The sequence below is a fragment of the Nitrosospira sp. TNL300 genome, assembly GCF_055385915.1.
In genome coordinates this window covers 35379-54697 of the sequence record NZ_AP041006.1, presented here as the reverse complement: position 1 = coordinate 54697, position 19319 = coordinate 35379, and the positions used below count along the sequence as shown (strand labels likewise).

Genomic DNA, 19319 nt, shown 5'->3' with positions numbered 1-19319 from the left:
ACTCGCTGCGGGTTGGCAGGCAGCGGTAAGGTGGTGGTTGATGTGTACCGGCAGATCGACGTGTCGAAGGCCACGTTCTACATGTGGAAGAAGAAGTACGCCCACCTGGGTGGAGCTAGCTGCGCAAGCTCAAGCAACTCGAGGATGAGAATGCCAGGCTGCAGCGCTCGGTATGATATGCGCTTCTTTGAATATTGGCAGATATTGGCTATGCTGAATTGTGAAGTTTGAGTCTCAACGCTGGCAACCATGGGCAGGGATGGCACCGCTCGGTGTTTCATATCCGCCTAGACCTTGAATCAGTTATGGCGTTGACATCCATTCGGAGGATGTGATGACCACTCAGCCAATTGCATCAGCGGGGCGCATAGAGTCACTGGAGAAACTCCTGGAAATTACATGGCGCCTGCGTGGCGATCCCGGTTACCCCGGTCCTCTCCGACCAGAAAAAGAAAATGAGAACGAGCAGCCCTTCATTGACGCTCTCAGAAAAAGCATCTACAACAGGCGCGGGCGCTCGCTACATTTATGGTTTCGAGGAGAGCCAAACGCTGATTATTCCCTTGCTCCTAGTGCCTTTCGTCCCAAGCCGCTCGGGATAGAAGATCGCGATATCTTCTATGAGGAAACCTCGGCGACTTTTCATTTCATGCTGCGACGGCCCGAGTATCGAACCATATTTCAGTCTGATTTCGAGTGGCTCACGATGCTTCAACACTATGGTGGGCTCACGCGTGTACTTGACTGGACGGAAAACGCTACCGTGGCAGCATTCTTTGCGGTTACTGACACAACTGATGCGGACAAGACCCGGGCGGGTAGCCTATATATCCTAAATGCATTGCAGCTGAACTCACATGCAGCGCTTGTGCAACATGCCATACCTGATAGACAAAATACGAGAAGCACCCCGTACGAGAATAATATAGGAATCTGTATAGACACAAGTCCGGACGTAATCCTTCGCTCTGCACAGGCATTTTGCCGATGTACATACGAATGGTGTTCCCGTTTGGAGTCCGTGCTCAGAACTGGCGTACGGGCCGAACTTAGATGGCTTCAGGCAGCCCTTGACTTGTTTGACGAGGGAGCCGAACCCCGCAGTCCTTCCAATGCACGTCAGAAGGTCTTCGAGCAGCTTTTAGAGAAGCTTTCGTATCCGATCGCGGTATTCCCCCACCGCTCAAATGCCCGCCTCGTTGCGCAAGCAGGTATGTTTACCCTCCACGGGGGCAAGGGCCCCATAGAAGGGCGCGGGTGCGATGCCTACGATGCCCTTCCGACTATTGTTCCCATTGAGCACTTTGCCGCAAGGTACCCCAATGAGTGGCTTCTTCGATATGAGATTCCACTCCACGCGAAGGCTCTAATTCGTGACCAGCTCCAGGCAATTGGCGTGCATCGTTCCACCCTCTTCCCCGAAGTACAAAGCGACGGCGAGATCATGAAAGATTTGTGGTGCAGATGAATAATATATAGTGGATAAATCTGAGGGGATGATCCATGCTGTAGGACAGATGGGGATCAATCAATATCCACAGCCAGGATTTAGGTTTTATAGCTGAGTAAATAGTTAGACGTAGATACACCTATCGTCAAAGTATGGATATTTTGAATTCACGCCTATCTCAGTATCCGTAAGATTATTGAAAGCCAACTATCATCCAGCTCGCCAAGTCTTTCTCATGTAAGGACGATCAGGCTTTTTCAAAATTTCGATTGCCGCTGATAGCACACTCATGATTCCACCTCAACCCATTCAATAGGAACGAGTTTTTTCATTCCATCCCACCAGTTTTCACGTACCAATACCTGGTACCAGTCCTCCCTGATGTCGGCGTGCTCGGTGACGATCACCTGGAAATTTTTGGCTTCCTCGACAATCAACTTGAACATACGGATTACCGACTGGCGGTCCGGATTCGTCGTTTCGGTTTCCTCCCGAACTGTTTCGGCCGCGGTGTCGGGCGGGAAATAAGCCTGGGACGGTTGGTCAAGAAACAAAAACTGTGGCACAGGGCGCTGTTTCTTGAAGAACCAATTGTGCAGGGCTAAGTGGGTCACGAGATGAAGGCCAACCCAAGTTTCTCCACTGCCCATTTTAGGCATGGGAATTGGTCCGTCATCAGTATCTGCAACGATGGTTAGTTTTTTGAGATCCAATCGCATCGGAGAGTCCGAGTGCTCAATCTCAAGCTTTCTTGCCAGTGTGGTTATTTGAGCTGAAACAAGAGAGAGGGTGGATTCCAACCGCTCCGAGAGTGCGTCATCGCCGAGTACGGTCTCCAGGCTGCGGATCTGTTCTACCAGCTTTTTTGCCTCCAACTGGTCTTCCGAATTATCGACCTCTGTCGAAGGCATATTCTCCAGGTAAAGACTGAGGCGGCCTTTGATCATGGCACGTTTGGAGTTGAAATCGCGTAAGTCGGAGAGGCGCTGGTTTGTTTTCTGGAGAGAAAGTATCGAAGCTTTGACTTCATCGAGTTGCTTCTTGATTCCCACTAGCTGATCCTCAGCCTTGGCTATCATCGCATCTAAATGGGGAGTGTCATTTGTAACTGCTTTAAGTTGAGAATCAATATTGATTAATGATGCACGAATAGCTTCCACAGACGGAACCGCACTCGGTAACGTCGATGAACAGAGCGGGCAGTTATTCGGGTTTCCGGTGTGGCCAAAGATATTAATCGATTCCAGTCGAGACTTCTGTTCTTCCATTTCAGAGCCGAACCCATTTGACGCACGTTTCAGATCTTTCAATGAGTTGAGCTCGGTTGCAGCGATTCTGTATGACTCCCTTATTCGCTGTTGCCTATCAAACAGACCATTGAGGACATCGACATTAGGCTCCGCCGGATCGTTATCGATGTTCTTGATGAGAGCTGTTTCAATCAATTGTCGCACATTGTCCCATGAGGTCTGAAGAGGTTCGCCAGCAGGAATCAGGTCAATGCTCTTAGCCTCATTTAGCAAGGCAAAAGCACGTTCGAAATTCTGACCTGCTAGCCTGTTGCGTTCCGCGATGCGTGATTCAACTTGCCTTAACTTGCGATTCAGCTTCCGCAGTTCTTCCTTGTTCTGTATGAACTCATCCGTGATTGCTCCGAGGAAATAAGGGAGATAGTCCTTAATGCTCTGCGGTATAAATTGCTCTCCCTGACGATGAAACAAAAACTTCTGATCGTCGATTTCGCTTTGCTCTTGAAAGCAATAAAAAAGTGCCTTGCCGATATCGGCAGTGCCGGTTTTACGAGTTTGCCCTGCTTTGGGTTGGTGAGCATACTCACTGATTCCCAAAACTTGGTTGAGAATTGATGTAAGCGTTTCTAAATTGGCATTTTTAGTCAAATTGCGAACTTCTGGAAAGTCCAAGGAACTTCCACGTTCGATATATATGTCCTCTGAAGATTCTCTACCAGGTGCAGGATTGCGCCTGGCAATAAAGATTTCTCCTGAAGAAGTCTGAAGCTTCACTGCAAACCACTCTACATGCTTGCGGATAATGCCAGCATAAACGTTGCATTCCCTCCGCCCAAGGCAATAATCTACGATGTGGATAAGAGCGGATTTACCAGTCCCAGATCGGCCGGTTATTATATTGACAGCATCCGGCTTGAGCTCTATGGAGCGGATCTGTCCGTTCGTTCCATAGACTAAAATGCTGAGAATCTGAAATTTCATGGTTTCACTCCCAGTAGCGCCATGGCTGTTTTAAAGTCACCGACCAAGGAAAACCACTTTCCACATATCACAGATGCACGAACACAATCGTTAGTCTCCTGGGTGGCATTGGGAAATGACTTTCGGGCTGGCTTCGAGTTCTTGAGCCGTCCGGCCTCTGTGGCATAAATACTGTTATTCTGCATGGCAAAGACCAAAGCCTCCTTTACATAAGGAGCCATATTCTTTGCCCGTTCTGCAAAGCCTATTTTGGCAATTGCGGTATCTGCATTAGTGATCCAGGCGGAAAATGCTGTGCGAGACGACCTTGGAAAAATCTCTCTAGTCGGTTTGTGAAGAACCAAAGGCAACATCACGAAGGGGAAAGCATACGGCGCGCCTTCGTCGACGTTCTTAGTGTATTCGTCCAGACCTGTCCACAGCAGAAATCCGCAAAAAGCGGGATTTAAAAGCGCTGCAATCTCTGGAGACCTATTTGTCCATTCCTTCATGAGCCTCTTCCCCTGATCGAGTGACTATGCGTGATTCGAACTCAGGATGCCAACCGACCTGCAGTCGATTCGCGAGCATCTGGTATGACCCTCTGGTTATAAAACGATCTTGGCATGAGGAACGAATTGGAATAGATGCCTCAGCCTCCACCCACTGATAGAGTTTCTGACCGGATGCAATTTGGTCAGCATCAGTTGGACTCGAGGGCATTGCATCTTTTGACTGATCAAAGCGGATTCCCCATTCTTCCTTAAGGAGATCGTCATACCGCTCCAGATCGTCATCGACGAGAAGAGCTTCTCTGACCCAACGAGACCGCTGCTCCGACGCCTTGTAGAAATTCGTTGTGGCTCGCTGAATTCGGTTCTCGGAAACGTTTATCAGACGTAGTTGCTTGACGAACACCCAGTTTGAAAATGGAATGAGGTCGGGATTTGCTGACTGAATCTCGGAATGGATCGGCAAGGAATCGGATTTAAACTGTTCTCTCAGAGCATCAAGCTGGGCGTCAATTTCCCTGCCAGTAATCTTGAGCATCTTCCGCTCGAAGCTTTCGGAATTGATCTCCTTGTCTACAATGTCAGTTGGTGTGCCGCCATCAAGTCCTCCCACGACTCGCTGGAGCCACCAACCTTCCAAATATGTGAGAAATTGTCCAGAATGCTGGCGCTCGCAATGACCCCAAAGCTCCTCAATTAGATAGGACTGTAGCTCCTGGCTTAGTGGGCAGTTATCCAGAATATAAACGCGCTCCAGCAGCGCCTTTCGTTGCTCTGGCCGGAACGAATTGAATTTCTGATACACTTCCTTGTTAGATACGTTCTCCGATGTTTGGCTTGTCTGCAGCAGTAGTTTCTCAGCCTCCGCAATATTCCTTCCCTCAATGCGTAGATAGCGGGCAGCCGAGTTTTCCCCCGATGCCTCTGTCGTCATCAGACATAGAATAGAATTTTCCTCAGACAACCCTTCAGAAAACAGGTCGCACCATATCCTGATTGTTTTCCAGAGATCGGTACTCGCATTAGTGAGACTGGCCTTTCGAGTGATGTGATGTTTGACCTGAATAACTTCAGTGGGGCTGCCATCCTTTTCGAAAACAACGTCGTCAAGGGTCTCGATTGCAACAGCAATATCAGGGTCAGACTTTAACCGCTTTAAAGATTCCAGCAATGCAAGACGGCACTGGTAGATGTACCCCAGTAAAGATGCTGGCGCCGAATATTGTGATCGACCTTGCATGTTAGTTCTCCATAAATCATTCAGATCGCGGTTTAAGCAGATGTTCCTCCCATGTGACAATCTACGACGACGCATTGAGTCCAACCCCGGTAGCTATTAGGATGCAGCTGAGATCAGAGCAGCACGGCCTGTCGATGCCAAGAGCCGCGACACACTCGCATCAAACGCCCGCTTGAAGTCAGGGTCTGACGCGTAGCGCCTGTAGAGGTCCAGTTCCCGCCGTCGCTCGACGCTGATCGCCTGCTGGATCAAGCGCTCTAGTGCCAATTGTCGGTTCTGGCTATCCGGGTTGTCCTCAACCTGGGCCTTGTAATCGGTGTGGTTCATCACATGCTTCGCGATGTTGATGAACTTCACCCGTTGCTCTTCCGGGGTAGCTTCCCAGCCTGCGAAGTGGCGTTCATTGAAGACACGCACGATCTCGTCAAGCGAGTCTTTTTCACCATTGCCAAAGTGACCGCTACGGACGTTTGGGTTCTGCGGTTCCAGTTCGGTTTCCGAAGAATCGAGCCCAATCTTCACCTCAAGGCGTGACCTTTCCAGTCCATAGGTAGAAAGGTCAACGCTGTTCAGCAACTCATCCAGTTTGTCCTGATCTGGGTCCTTCACCTTCAACTTCGGAATTAGGAATTTCAGGAACCAGTGCAGCATTTCCCAGTTCACGTTGTTGAACGGGATAATGGCGGCGACCTGGGCGTAAATCTTAACAAACTGCTTGGCCTTGATCTTAAAGTCGATACGCTGTTCATCGTCGAGGTCAGCGTCAAAACGGGCTACTGCAGTATCAATAATTGGGTGCAGTTCTTCGGCTTCGGCACTGGCGAAGAATTTCTCGTTGAAGGTCATTACCTCCGACCAGTCGTAAATGCCAAAGTTATCCAGCGCATCCTTGAGGTCGTGCAGCACGTTCACGTCCGTAGGTTCGCTCAAAGTAGTAGCTGTGTAGAACGGGTCGAATGCGGCCTTGATGTCGTCCACAGTGTTGTAGAAGTCGAGCACGAAGGTGTCGGTCTTACCCAGCTTCCAGTTGCAACGGTTAAGGCGTGAGAGCGCCTGCACAGCCAGTACCCCTTGCAGCTTCTTGTCTACATACATCGTGTGCAGCATGGGCTCGTCAAAACCCGTCAGGTATTTATTGGCGACGATCAGAATCTTGTAATCATCCTTCTCAAACCCTTCAGGCAAGTCCCGAGTGGGAATGCCGTTGAGGCCGTCTTCCGTGTACTTGATGCCATCAACGGTTTTCTCACCGGAAAAGGCCACCAATGTCTTGAATGGCGCGTGGGCCTCCTGTAGAGCGGTACGAATGGCAAAAAAGTAGCGAATCGCACATTCAATGTTGCGCGTCACGACCATCGCCTTGGCCTTGCTCTTGAGCTTCTTTGCCTGCCACACATTGCTCATAAAGTGATCAACCATGATCTTGGCCTTCACTTCGATGGTCTTTGGGCTCGCCTCAACGAAGGCTTTCAGCTTCTTCTGAGCCTTGACGGTGTTGAACAGCGGATTCTCTTCGACCGATTTCTGGACTTCGTAATAGCTCTTGTAGGTCGTGTACTTCTCCAGCACATCAAGGATAAATTTCTCCTCGATCGCTTGTTTCATTGAGTACAGGTGGAACGGGTAGAACTTTCCATCAAGTCCTTGCCGTCCAAATTTTTCCAACGTAGCCGGTTTCGGCGTAGCTGTGAAGGCAAAGTAGCTAGCGTTCTTGCTCATCTTGCGGCCCTTCATTGCCGCAAGAATCCTATCTTGAAGGTCTTCTGGTACCTCCTCGTCTTCCGCGCCCAACGTCATATTGAGCTTGTCGGAGGCACTGCCGGATTGCGAAGAATGTGCCTCATCGATGATGACGGCAAAGTTGCGGTTGGTAAGATCGTCGATGCCGTCAACGATGAATGGGAATTTCTGCACCGTGGTGATGATGATCTTCTTGCCCAATTCCAGATGGGCCTTCAGTTCAGCGGCACTCTCGGCATGGGCAACGATGTTCTTGGTCTCGGAGAAGAGCTTGATGTTGTCCTTGAGCTGGGTATCCAGTACCCGGCGATCGGTCACGACAACTACGGAATCGAACACGTTGGCGGTGCCTGCTGTGTCGTACAGCTCCACCAACTGGTAGGCCAGCCACGTAATCGAATTGGACTTGCCCGAGCCTGCCGAATGCTGGATAAGGTAGGTCTGGCCGACGCCATTTTGTTTGGCGTCAGCGAGGATGCCGCGCACCACGTCTAGCTGGTGATAGCGGGGGAAGAACAGTGCCTTGCGCTCCTTCCTTGTCTTTTTGTCCTTTTCGACGGTGAATTTGGCGAACTGCTCGATGATATTGGTCAGACTGCGGCGCGGCAGGATGTCTTCCCAAAGGTAGGACGTTTTGTGGCCTTTCGGATTGACCGGGTTCCCCTTGCCAAAGTTGAAGCCTTTGTTGAACGGTAAGAAGTTGCTATCATTTCCGGTCAAGTGGGCACACATGTAGGCCTCGTCTGGGTCCACCGCAAAGTGGACCAGGCAGCGGCCAAATTCGAACAACGGCTCACGTGGCTCACGGTCAGTACGGTACTGCTTAATGGCGTTGTGGACGTTCTGGCCGGTCCAGGGGTTTTTCAGCTCCAGAGTAGCAATCGCCAAGCCATTGATGAAGAGCACCATGTCCACCGACTTGAAGGTGTCGGCCCCGCTGTAATGCACTTGCCGCGTGACGCTGAAAATGTTGGCCTCGAAGTTGGCTACGACTTCGGGATTCAGGTGGTTATAGGGCAGCCGGTACAGTAGCTTGAAGTGAGCATCATCTATGTCCAGCCCCTTTTTCAGGACGGCCAGCACGCTATCCTTCTTGATCTTCTTGTTCAGGCGTTCCAGCAGCAGGCGTTGCCAGTTCGGACGATCCTTCAGCTTTGCCAGTGCCTTGGGCTGAGTGGCTTCGAGAAACTGCCAGAAGAGTTTGCCGTCGATGGCAAACTCTCTGTCGAAGTCAGCCGGATTGCCGATGCAATAGCCATCCTTGGCAAGGGCGTTTTCGACATGCGTTTCGAGTGCTGCTTCGTTGGTTTGGCTGACCATGTTTCTCCCTCAAACCTTTATTTTTCCAGATGCTACCGATGCAATTAGCAGCGCACGGAGTTCCGATAGCTTCACGATTTCACCTTTTGCTGCATCAATGACGGGGTTGAAACGTTCGTCACAAGTCAGCATGAAGCTGGCAATAGCCTCTTGTTCATCCAAAGGGGGAACAAGAACCGGAAAGTCACCAAGGGCTTCTCGGTTTACCTTGGGCATAGCAACACGAAGCGCCGCATCCAGTGCAGGTTGAGTAAACGCATCAGTTAATAAATACCCCAGAAGGTAGCGTTTATTGATGAAGTTCCTGGGGCGAAGTACATACATATCAGCACTACATAACCCTGCAACAGGTGATATGCATACTTTGCGGAGTGCCGGTCGAATCTTGCTATAGATGAGATCGCCAGCCTCAAGTTGATATTTTCCGCTATCAGCACCTTGCTCTCTGGCAGTCTCAATTTGTAGTAATTTTCCGGTTCCAGGCTCAATATGATTCGGCGCGATAAGCGGCATAGAAGCATAAGGATCCCGCCGTGGATCAACCTGCCCGCTAGTGATAGATGCGCAATATTTGAAACGGAGAATATTCCAATGAGCAGGGATAAAGCCTATCCAAAGAAAGCCGCTATCTCGCAGCTGTACGATCGGGTTTAAGCCCTTGGTAATCGCGTGATTGATCAGTACGTGCTTCTGCTCGTTAAGTAGCTCAATCAGCCGCTCTTTCTTCGCGATCGCAGTATCGATTTCGGCGGTTTTCTGATCGAGAAAGGCAACGATGCGGTCTTGCTCTTCACGGGATGGCAAAAGACTCAATACTTGACCAAAGTCTTCGGTGTACATTCTCCATCGAGAGGGAACCACGCCTTTTGAACGGCGAGCGAAGTCTCCTAGGTACTGCGGCGTGCGATATAAGTAATCAAAGTAAGATGGGTTATGGTCTTCTAACTGCCGATATACACAGTACGCAGGACTAACAATCCCGGAGTGTTTGCTAACCCCAAGGCCCCCCATCCACGCGAGCATAATGTTGATAATCAAGTCATTTGGCTCGCATCGCTTGTAGTCTTCAAGAGATTCGCTGCGGGAATCTTTTGCTCGCGGAACGACTCCGGAGTACTGAGAAACAGAAAGCAGCTCCTCGTTTCCCAGTAGCGATCGATCTTCTTTTTCACGCCACAGAAATTTGCTCTTTTTCAAATTCCAGTGGGAAGGGATATCTCCAAGCCAATTCAGCCCACTTGGCTTGTAGCTCTCATAGCACTGCATCATGCCACCTCCTTCAAGCGATCAACCGACCACAGCAGTTCTGCGATGCCTCTGTAAAGACTGAAACGCTCGTCGAAATCTCCCTTCTTGAAAACTTCGAATGCCTTGAAGGGCAGCTTGGTACGCTCCTTCAATTGAAGGAAGCCGGGGTTGTGGACGTAGCACTTGGGATGCAGGGAAAGAGCCAGCAAGTTTTCGCTTTGGTAGTGCTCCAGCTTCTCGTTGTATGGCTTGTCGTTCAGGCTGCCATTGATCTTCTTCGGCAGTAGCACAAGCCCGCCTACCTTGTTGCGGTGGGTAGAAAACTCATGAGCATGTGGGAACTCATCCGTGTGCCGCTCGAAATGATTGGCCCACAGGTGTTCGATTTCGTAGGCATTCTTGCCCGAGCGAACAATGTATTCCAGGTATCGCCCTGGCTGTCCGCTTTGCTCTTCCAGCCAGTGCGTGAAGCGGGCCAATTGGCGGTGCAGACTCTTCGCATTCCAGTTGTTGAGGTAGGGCTGATCGTCGAGCGGCAGCTCAGTTTGATCGTTGGTCAGCCGGGTGATCAGTTTTTCGCGCAGCGCATCCAGCGACAAGTTACGTAGCTCCTTGGTCAGCAGGAAGGTCGCGTATTGCAGGGTGGAATAGTCGATCGACTTGAAATTCCACAGGCGGCGATTCAGCCAGCAGTCGAGGTAATCCGCCGTCAGCTTGAGCTTGTCCTTGACCGTGGTTTCATCGTCGGTCGGCAGCAGTGGAGCCAGCAACACCTGAAATTGCTGGGTAAAGACGTGGTCCGCATTGAAACGCACGGACTCAAGTCCCTGCTTCAAGGTCTCGGAGGCTTCCAGTAGTTCCAAATAGACGCGGACGAAGAAACGGAGGTCTTGGCGTACCCAACGGTTGAAATCATCACTGGCATTCAGGCCGATCAGATCATCCTTCGCACGGACCCAGCGGTGATACTCGGTGCCGATCAGATCGAAGTCCTCAGGCTTCGCGCCTTTCTTCCGTTCGCGGATGTCTTGTGCGTACTTCGCGCGCAGCCATGCTTTGAAGAAGTCGGCCTCGCTCTCCTTAGTCTCGCGCTCACTGTCTCGCTTGGCGAAGGTCAGTAGCCAGTGCTTGATTTCCTTGTTGGCCTCGGCTCGCTTAGCTGGGTCGGTAATGCTCGCCAGCAAGTAGCCCTTGAGCATGTCGGTGTTCGACAGCGACAGCCCACGGTCATTCATGGTCTCGAAGATCGTGTAGGCATCGGCATCCGCGTAGGCCGTAATCTCAACCAGTTGGATCTTGTTGCGTAGCCAGTCCACGAAGTACGGCAGCGCCTTGTCGTCCGCAATCTCGGCGGGAAAGGCTTCCACGATGTCGTTGTAGCGCCCGATCAGGTTCTGAATCGATTCGACTTGATCTACAGCGTTGTAGGGGGTGCCATCGAACAGTGCGTTCATGCACTCGTTGCGCTCGGGAATGTCGAGGTTGAAGGATTTTTCACCGTACTCCTCGGAGAAGATCATCTTCTCGACCGAGACGGCATCCGCGCGGTCTTTCTGGATGTTGTGCAGGTAGATCAGGAGCAGCGTGAGGCTGGTTAGCCGTTGCTGACCATCCACGATCTGCTTTTTCTCGTCTGGCTGGCTGATGACGATGGAGCCCAGGAAGTAATGCCCGTAAGAGGCCACGTCCTTGCGCTCATGCCGTGGCTGGTACTCTTCTAAGAACGCCGTGGTGACATCGGAAACCAACTCGGCGATCTGCTTGGTCTGCCACTTGTATTCGCGCTGGTAGTAGTCGATGCCGTACTTGGTGTCGCTCAACAGTTCACGCACGCTACGCGTCTTAGCTTGAATTTCCTTCATTGTTTGGCCTCCGACACGAAGCTCACCAGTTGCTTGAGCAGGCCATCGGTTTCAGCCTCCAGCGCCAGGATCTCCGCCGTCACTTCCTCCAGGCTGCGCAGCGGCTTGTGCTGGTAGAAATACTTGTTGAAGCTAATCTCGTAGCCGATCACGGTCTTGTCAATGGCGATCCAGGCCTCATCCACATGCGGGCGCACTTCCCGGATGAAGTAGTCGTGGATCAAGCTGGAGGCTGACAGTCTGGTATCCAGCGCCAACGGGATGTTTTCGGTATCTCGTAGTTCACTGTCCGGCTCGTATTCGACGTACTCGCCGTTAGCATTGGGCCAATAGCCATAGTCGGCCAGCTTATCCTTGGTCGTACCGAGTTGCGCCAACAAGTCATTGAGTTTGGTTACATTTAGCTTATGGACCTTCCTGATAACCTCCTGGGCACGTTCGTCACGCCAGCTGATCGCATTCAAGATTTGCTTACGCTGAGATGCAGCCAGCTTCAGGCCCAGCACGTTGAGGGCATCATCGACGATGCGCTGAAAGCGGTTGAAGTCGAGGAATTCCTCCGGGCCAATCTCCTCAGCCAACTGTTGGGCAGCGTGCATAATGTCGCGTTGCTCTCGCCATGTTGCTTCCGACAGCAGCTCTTTGCGGTTCTTGGGCGAGAGGGCGATCTCTTCGCGTTCAAGGTGGGCTTCAATTGCCTCGGTATGAGACTTCAGGTCGGTGTAGACCTCGTCGCCATACTTGCCATACACCCACTCCATGATGTCCTGCATGCCTGGTGTAAAGCGCAGCGTAGCGATACGTTCGAGGTTGAATTGGGCGGCCAGCCGCAGGGGGCGTTCCACCGTAACCTTGTAATAGCCAAAGTTCCGGTTGTTAAAGACCTTGGAAATGCCATCGTTCGGCATTTCCAGGTACAGCTGGGTGATCTGGTGGATGTGCTCGTCGCTAAACTCGCAGTTCTTCTCGCCTAGGTTCTTGCGCAGTTTCTGGTAGAGGTTGCTGGCGTCAATCAATTGCACCTTGTCCTTGCGCTTGTCGACCTTGTTATTCGACAGAATCCAAACGTAAGTGGTGATGCCAGTGTTGTAGAACAAATTGTTCGGTAGCTGAATAACGGCTTCGAGATAGTCATTTTCAATAATATGACGACGTATATTGCTTTCACCGCCGCCAGCATCTCCTGTGAACAGCGCGGAGCCGTTATGGACTGAAGCGATGCGCGAGCCCATAGAGCCGTCGCCGCGTCGCTTCATCTTGTTGACCATCTCCATCATGAACAGCAGCTGGCCGTCTGAAGAGCGCGGAATTGCCGGGTAGAAGTCGTGATCCTGCTCCGTGTAGTCGGACAGATTGACCTGGAAGCGATAGTCGATCACGGCTTTACCATCGACGACTATGTTTTTCTGGTCGCTCTTCCAGCTCTTGCCGTAGGGCGGGTTCGTCAACATGAAATCGAAGCGCGTGCCTGAAAAATCGTCGGTCGCCAGCGTGGAGCCGAACTTGATGTTTTCCGGGTCGTTGCCCTTGATCATCATATCGGACTTGCAGATGGCGTACGTTTCCGGGTTCACTTCCTTGCCGTAGAGGAACACGCCTACCTTGGCCTTGATCTCGCCTTCGGGATCGATGATGAAGTCCTGCGATTCGGTCAGCATGCCGCCACTGCCGCAGGCTGGGTCATAGATGGTCAGTGGGTTCGGCAACTGATCCTTGACCGGAATAAAGATCAGATTGGTCATGAGCTCGATCACTTCACGCGGCGTGAAATGCTCCCCGGCCTCTTCGTTGTTTTCTTCGTTGAACTTGCGGATCAGTTCCTCGAAGACGTAGCCCATGCCAAGGTTAGACAGTCCAGGCTGGATACGCCCGTCCGGGCCTTTGCGGTCACTTGGGCTAAGGTTTATTTCGTCGGAGACAAACTTTTCGATGACGTCATGCAGCACGTCCGACTGCGCCATCTTGCGAATCTGATTGCGCAAGTCGAACTTCTCGACGATTTCCTTTACATTGTCCGAGAAGCCGTCGAGATAGTTTTTCAGGTTGGCCTCCAGTTGGGACGGGTTGCCCAGCAGCGACTTCAATGTGAAACGGGAGGTGTTGTAGAACACATGGCCCGATGCATCGCGCAACCCATGGGGATCGAGGTCGGCCATTTTCGCGTCCTCACGCTGGAAGCGAACTTCTTCGAGTACTGCTTCCTTCGTGGACTCCAGCAGACAGTCCAAGCGACGCAGGACGAACATTGGCAGGATGACATCGCGGTATTTGCCCCGCACGAAAACATCCCTGAGGCAGTCGTCAGCGATTGACCAAATAAAACTGACGATCTTGTTATGTACTGAGTGATCCATATTTTTCTTCTCTAAATAGTCCAGATTGCGTTGCTGAGTCTGCGTTGCTCAACGCGAGATTTTCCAACCAAGCGCTCAATTTCGACGATTTTTTCAAAAGCCTCGATCGTCTTTTCTTGCTCAAGTCGATCTGGAATCGGAATCTTGATCTTTTCTAGCTCCCTAAGCTGGATCAGTGGAACCGAAGCACCCGAGACAATTTGCTTCAGCTGGGCTTGGCCGATTTCTGACTTCAGGAAACAGAAAAGAACCCGTGGGTCGATGACACCTTTATCATTAACCCGAAGCACTAGACATGACTGTCCAACAACCCAACCAGCGTTCTCGCCTAAATCGATTTCAGGCGGAAAAATCGCAACCTTTCCCACGCTTCCCTTGATCGTGATGGCGATATCGAGAGGACGCAGGAACTGTTTCCTATCTTTTGCTAAGGCAGCCTCAGTGATCCGAACTTCTCTACCAGAGGTTTGCGCATAGCCGAACTCCGGAAAATCAGCCGGCCCAATTTCCAGCGCCGTCACTTCTCCCTCGCTAGAGGAAGTTGGTAACGGGCGTACAACGGTGACCAGCTCCGCTAGTGGCCGATTAGGAAACTTAGCCAATAAGGCTTCAACGGCCTCATCCTCGGACGTCTTGCAGTAGCGAGTAACTTGAAGCTGAGCATCGTTCTTGAGGACCTCATCGACAGACACGACACGCGAGATAGCCCCCTCAGTGCGAGACAGCACAGCGTTTGCAATTTGCTCCCAGCCCGCCAGGACCGCGCGCCCTTTGCCATCCTTTTTGAACAGTGAGTCCTGAGCCCCATCCACAAACACGATGTGCTCGCTCGCGTTTTCTCTATTCAAGACAATCAATGAGAAGGACAGAGCTGTATTCGGCAGCAATGCAGCCGGTAGCCCGATGACCGCCTCGATCTGACGTTTAGCCAGCAAGTCTTCGCGCAATGAACGTTCTGCACCGGGACTAAACAGTAAGCCGTTGGGCACAGCAACAACCGCTCGCCCTTTGGTACGGGCGAGAATGTGGCGTACTGCCAAAACAGCGATGGATGCCGTTTGCTCCGGAAAACGCCCAAACAGATCCCGTTCCGACAGCATCGGGTCACACTTCACTCCGAGCGGAAGGAAACTCAGGCTGACGTCGAATTGGGTTAGGCGACCATTCTCTAGGAAACCTGGGCGCTCAAGGCTATCTCCTACGTAGATGCTGGCCGAGGTGTCAGAAAGCAGGTTAATCAGCCAAGGGAAAGGCCAAGCTATCTTGGTCTCAGAGAACGCGACCGCACCGCGCGCTTGAACCGCTACCGTCAGTTGGAAACTCTGCTCGAAGGGTAGATAGGCTCTGGATGAGGACTGAACCCTCGCGAGCGCAATCATCAAGCTCGTTACCTCGGCAGGCAGGCTGCCAAACCATTTGCCCAGGCCACTGCTCATCGTTGCTATAAGGTTGTCAGCCGGCCAGGGGGAATTAAGATTTATTTCCGACAAGAGCTCTAGTGATTGGACCAATTGCCCTGGTGACAGATGCTGAAGGGCAGGACTGACATAGGCGAACGCATTGCCATCCGAACCGAGAGCTTCGGATTCCCCGATCTGGTTAAAGATAGTGCTCAGATGCTTGGCGTCCCTGGGCACGTCGCCAGGTTGGAACGCCAACTCGCCCGTTAGCCTCCCCAGCTTGGAGACACGCACCCATGCCAAGAGTTGAAAAGCCAAGGGGTAAAATTCGTCCGGCATCATATTGCCGCGCAATATATGAGCGAGCTGCTGGATCAGTCTGTCATACATGTTGTACCTCGTCAGTACTTGGACTGGTAGTTGTATGTGGTCAGGATAGCGTTGTCGACCTCGACCACAACACATCCGCCCTTGTCCAAGATTTTCTTTGCAGTCCGCAGTTTCTCTTCGAGTTTGCGGATGAGTTGCTGAGCGTTCTTCTTGTCGAGAACGGCTTTATCTTGCTCTACTTCGCCGTACTCGAGTACTAGATCGATCATTGAGCGGGTGATTCCGCGCTGAGCCATTCGTTGGCAGGCATGGTTAGTAAGTTGCATTGTGTTCTCCGGTGTTAGGGCATGAATTATATTATGTAAGACAATACTATGTAAAGGTACATCGTACTATTTATTTGCCCTACCCAGGAGAAGAGTCATTGCATTCTAAGATTTAGAATGAAGCAAACAATTGGACTTAAGTACTACGCTGCCCTCTTCTACCTCGTGCACATTCTAGAATGTGACGCGCCACCTGCTGCCATATGTAGACAATGGATATCGTGCAGTACCAGTAACTTGAGAACTTGTTGGAACAAGATAGAATGAACTGAAGCGTGCTTGGCAGGCGAATGCAGGCCAAAAACGGAGAGGTTTCAAAGAAAATTCCCCCTAATAATTGAACTGGGCAAGGCCACCGGCCGCGTCAGGAAGATTGGTTTTATGTGGGTGAAGTTCGGGAAGCCTGTGGGCAATCCCTGTGGGAAACCTCGTGGACGGGGATTTATCCGCCCATCAGGTTTTCCAGCAGGGTTGTCCACGGGACAAGCGAAGCACAGCCGGACGATCGGCTGTGCCGATCATCCACATTGCTACCGCTTGTCGATCTGAAAGGTTACTTCCCTCGTGGCAAAGCGGGAATTGAGCCATTTCTCCCACCTAGCTGCCCTTCGCATCAGGTCTGCCCGGTAGGCAGCGTTAAGATGAGACGTGTACGAATGGTAGTTGGCCACTTTCGTCCACAAATCGCCCCGATCGTTGCGGATGTGCATGTGGATACGCCAGGCGGCAAGGAAGTAGGAATAACACCCTGGCTGCGCCACATGCTCCGGCCTGATGCCGTACTTGGCCAAGCCGGATAGATACGCGGTATTGAACTGCATCGGGCCGACATCGTAGGTGTCATTTGCGTTTCGCACCCATTGACCCGGCCGGCCTCCTTCCTTCTCTGCCACGGCGAGAAGGATGTTTGCAGGGACCCCATATTTCACGGCAGCCTGGATCGAACAGACAACGCGCTCCGGCAAATCGGGGGGCAGATCCATCACTCCCCTGCCCTGTTACTTGCTGTCCCGGAAAGCAGCGGCTTCCGCTTCCGGATCAAGCTTTGTTTCCGTCGATCCAGCGAAGGCATTGCCCTTGAATTGCGGTTCGGGAATATTGGAGCGAATGGCTGAGGCAACTTTTCCGCCGGGGGTTTGGGCGACACGCCCGCCTTGCGAAGCAAGTCCGCTCTTTACCGCTTCCATCCCTCCACGAGCGAGATGAGAGCCCATTTCAGCTACAAAGCGCGAAGGCGTGCCCATTGCCTGAGCTAGTCCACCCAGTGGCGAGCTCTGCCTGGGCTGCTCTTCAGCGAACATACCCATGCCGCCTTCCATGCTGGCGTGCGCCGCATCGAACGCGGCCTTGATAGCCGATGCTCCGCCTGCCGCATTGGCAGCCGAAGCCATCATCATGCCGGTGGCAACACCTGTTGCAGTTGCAGCCGCGGCAATCGCGGTGCCGGCACCCAGATTGCCTATTCCCCCTGCCCCACCGCCCACAATGCTGCTTAGCATGGGGGGAATCTTGTCGACCAGCACAAGAAGAATGATGGACACGACCATCATTACACCCATCTCCTTGAGACTGAGCCCCAAGCTCATCTGGTTGTAATAGTCATTTAGAAAGGTCTTGCCGATGCCAACCAGCAGCACCATGGCAAAGAGCGATATCGCAACCCCCAGGACCGTGCGGTAATAGTTGATCGCAATCTCGGAAGTCCAACGCGAACCACCGAATCCCAGGAAGAAGATGCCGGCATAGGCCAGAATCCAGCCGGATACCAGGAGCAGCACCATGTTGACGCTAATCAGCGCCAGGATGATGAGGATAATTGCCGCCATGATGATGCCGGTCATGCTGTCTATGGGTAAACGAACAGTAGATTCATCCAGAGCCTTATAAAAGATCTCGAAACCGATATCGGTAATGCTTGACGGAGATCCTATGCCACGAAGTCCGCTTGCTTCACTGCCGATTTGTTTTAGTGAGCTAATGATCGAGCTGGCGAAAGCAGGCCCGTTGATGAGCAGCCACCAGAAAAAGCCGGTAAAGACGGTGAAGCGGAGGAACTCGGCGAAGAATTCGCCGATGTCCGCTCGACGCAACGCCATCAAGCCGAAAGTCCAGACCATGCTGATCATCACCAGCGCCCAGAAGAGCCAGGAAGCTCGTTCGGTAATGACTGCTGCCCAAGCGGTTGCGGCTGTCTGATAGCGCGTGAGAATATTGTCCAGCACATCTGCATTGTCGATCGCTGCGTGCGCTTGTTCCGGAAAACTGACAAGTGAGAGGATGATAAATAACCCGACAAGTACGGAAATAGGTAAGGCTTTCATTGACTACCACTCCTTATCCTTACTTTTTTTAGCTCCCCATCGATGGTAATCAGGGCACCTAGCCCATAGAGCCGCATGTTCTGCCTCGTCCTTAATTTTTCCCAAATCTTCGCAGGTTGGATTCACGATCTTGGTTCTCTCTGTTGGCTCACCGCCATTACAAGCTGCAACTAAGATTCCTACCAGGGCAATGCCCAACACATTTAATTTCATCTTCTCTCCTTACCATTCTCTAGGGGTACTGCGACGAAAAGTACCTTGCCGCGCCTGTACTGCCGCAGCTGCCTGCTGCGCCTCGATATCCGCAATCCTTGCCTGCCGTGCCGCCTCGGCATTCTGTTGAGCAATCAAGAGCGCCCGGATCTGCATGAGCTGGCTCGCCTGGTTGCTCGCAAGCTGGTTTGCTGCCTGAATTGCCGCCATCTGCCCTGGCGCATCCTCGGCGTTGCGCTGCAATTGCTCAAGCCTTGCCGCATCCGCTTGCAATTCGAGCTCCTGCAGCTCGAGGCTGCGAATCATCGCATCATTCGCCATCTTCTCGCCGTCGGCATTATTGCGGCGGTTAGTTTCCAGCTGCGCCCGTTCTTCCACTGTACAGCCATTGGGGCCAAAACAGGGTGAGTTCATATAGTAGGACGGGTTCTGGTAGCGCAGCAGGTAGCCATCGAGGCTGCCTGCCTGGTTGCGATAGTACTGCAGGGTGTTCATCGCGCCCATCAGGCGCATGGTAGTCATCTGCGCCCTGTTCCAGACATAGGCGGTGGGAGCCACCGAGTTTCGCAGCATGTTTTCATATTGAAGAAGCTGCAGCTGGTACTGCTCGACCATCTTCATGGTCTGGTTTACGCCCTCGATCGCCGAGATCACATTCTGCTGCATATTCGCGGCGTCGAACACGGGGATTCCGCCGGCATGAACTGCCGTAGTCGGCAAGGCAGGGAGGATTGCGATCATGGCAGCAGCAGTGATCGCTCGGGTTGTGTAGCGTGCACGCTTATTCATCCGC

13 protein-coding genes and 1 pseudogene are annotated in these 19319 nt (G+C 52.1%); 1 reads left to right on the top strand and 13 read right to left on the bottom strand.

Going from position 1 to position 19319, the window contains the following annotated elements:
• The first annotated feature begins 334 nt into the window (after positions 1 to 334).
• Positions 335 to 1468 (top strand): FRG domain-containing protein, encoded by a 1134-nt coding sequence (locus tag ACZ5BW_RS15100; RefSeq protein ID WP_464543830.1) that lies wholly within the window; start codon positions 335 to 337, stop codon positions 1466 to 1468.
• Between the two features lie 269 nt (positions 1469 to 1737).
• Here ACZ5BW_RS15100 and ACZ5BW_RS15095 read toward each other — a convergent pair whose 3' ends face one another.
• The 13 genes and pseudogenes from ACZ5BW_RS15095 to trbJ form a co-directional block, all read right to left on the bottom strand.
• On the bottom strand, positions 1738 to 3681 hold the full coding sequence (locus ACZ5BW_RS15095) for a DUF3732 domain-containing protein (protein ID WP_464543828.1): 1944 nt from the start codon (positions 3679 to 3681) through the stop codon (positions 1738 to 1740).
• Complete coding sequence (locus tag ACZ5BW_RS15090; protein ID WP_464543827.1) at positions 3678 to 4172, bottom strand: three component ABC system middle component; 495 nt, start codon at positions 4170 to 4172, stop codon at positions 3678 to 3680. Before ACZ5BW_RS15090 ends, ACZ5BW_RS15095 begins: the two co-directional genes overlap by 4 nt.
• Positions 4153 to 5412 carry an ABC-three component system protein gene (locus ACZ5BW_RS15085; protein WP_464543826.1) on the bottom strand — a complete coding sequence of 420 codons (1260 nt, stop codon included), beginning with the start codon at positions 5410 to 5412 and terminating at the stop codon, positions 4153 to 4155. Before ACZ5BW_RS15085 ends, ACZ5BW_RS15090 begins: the two co-directional genes overlap by 20 nt.
• Positions 5413 to 5508: 96 nt before the next feature.
• The gene (locus tag ACZ5BW_RS15080) at positions 5509 to 8472 is read right to left on the bottom strand and encodes a type I restriction endonuclease subunit R (protein ID WP_464543825.1); all 2964 of its coding nucleotides are present in this window, start codon (positions 8470 to 8472) and stop codon (positions 5509 to 5511) included.
• A 9-nt stretch (positions 8473 to 8481) separates the two neighbouring features.
• Positions 8482 to 9741 (bottom strand): restriction endonuclease subunit S, encoded by a 1260-nt coding sequence (locus tag ACZ5BW_RS15075; protein ID WP_112893214.1) that lies wholly within the window; start codon positions 9739 to 9741, stop codon positions 8482 to 8484.
• Positions 9738 to 11582, bottom strand: a complete 1845-nt coding sequence (locus ACZ5BW_RS15070; protein ID WP_464543824.1) for a DUF262 domain-containing protein — start codon at positions 11580 to 11582, stop codon at positions 9738 to 9740. The genes ACZ5BW_RS15075 and ACZ5BW_RS15070 overlap by 4 nt, the downstream gene beginning before the upstream one ends.
• A complete protein-coding gene (locus tag ACZ5BW_RS15065) occupies positions 11579 to 13936 on the bottom strand; it encodes a type I restriction-modification system subunit M (protein WP_112893212.1) in 2358 nt (785 codons plus the stop codon). The genes ACZ5BW_RS15070 and ACZ5BW_RS15065 overlap by 4 nt, the downstream gene beginning before the upstream one ends.
• Positions 13937 to 13947: 11 nt before the next feature.
• The gene (locus ACZ5BW_RS15060) at positions 13948 to 15726 is read right to left on the bottom strand and encodes an N-6 DNA methylase (RefSeq protein ID WP_464543823.1); all 1779 of its coding nucleotides are present in this window, start codon (positions 15724 to 15726) and stop codon (positions 13948 to 13950) included.
• Positions 15727 to 15737: 11 nt separating this feature from the next.
• Positions 15738 to 15992: a DUF4258 domain-containing protein gene (locus tag ACZ5BW_RS15055; RefSeq protein WP_464543822.1), complete on the bottom strand. Its 255-nt coding sequence runs from the start codon at positions 15990 to 15992 to the stop codon at positions 15738 to 15740.
• A gap of 551 nt (positions 15993 to 16543) precedes the next feature.
• Positions 16544 to 16975: pseudogene (locus ACZ5BW_RS15050) on the bottom strand (transglycosylase SLT domain-containing protein); the annotation flags it as partial.
• A gap of 15 nt (positions 16976 to 16990) precedes the next feature.
• Entirely contained in the window at positions 16991 to 18313 is a 1323-nt protein-coding gene (trbL, locus tag ACZ5BW_RS15045; RefSeq protein WP_464543821.1) for a P-type conjugative transfer protein TrbL, read from the bottom strand.
• A gap of 3 nt (positions 18314 to 18316) precedes the next feature.
• Positions 18317 to 18526, bottom strand: a complete 210-nt coding sequence (trbK, locus tag ACZ5BW_RS15040) for an entry exclusion lipoprotein TrbK (protein WP_464543820.1) — start codon at positions 18524 to 18526, stop codon at positions 18317 to 18319.
• Positions 18527 to 18535: 9 nt separating this feature from the next.
• Positions 18536 to 19315 carry a P-type conjugative transfer protein TrbJ gene (gene trbJ, locus ACZ5BW_RS15035; RefSeq protein WP_464543819.1) on the bottom strand — a complete coding sequence of 260 codons (780 nt, stop codon included), beginning with the start codon at positions 19313 to 19315 and terminating at the stop codon, positions 18536 to 18538.
• Between the last annotated feature and the right edge of the window lie 4 nt (positions 19316 to 19319).